Source organism: Streptomyces sp. P17 (genome assembly GCF_032436805.1).
Lineage (GTDB): Bacteria > Actinomycetota > Actinomycetes > Streptomycetales > Streptomycetaceae > Streptomyces.
In genome coordinates this window covers 1-231 of sequence record NZ_JAVRBF010001568.1, presented here as the reverse complement: position 1 = coordinate 231, position 231 = coordinate 1, and the positions used below count along the sequence as shown (strand labels likewise).

The window sequence follows — 231 nt, the reverse complement described above, 5'->3', positions numbered from 1 at the left end:
CAGTTTAGTGTACCCAAAACACTTATCGTTCTGTTTTTAGTTCCTGCTGTTGGTGCACCAAGGCTAATATTTCCAGTTACAGTCAAAGAAAACCCTGCGTTAATGGTAAATGTTCTTGTTGCAGATGGATCACCTGTCCAGCTCAGGCTTAAACAAGACACATTAGTTCGTACAGTAATGGTTGCGCTCGCATTAATAATTACATCATCACCCGGTCCAGGTGCCACTCCA

General features: G+C 42.9%; 1 protein-coding gene. It reads right to left on the bottom strand.

From position 1 onward, the window contains the following. A partial coding sequence (locus tag RMT89_RS45705) for a hypothetical protein (protein WP_315889646.1) occupies window positions 1-231 on the bottom strand: 231 nt, incomplete at both ends.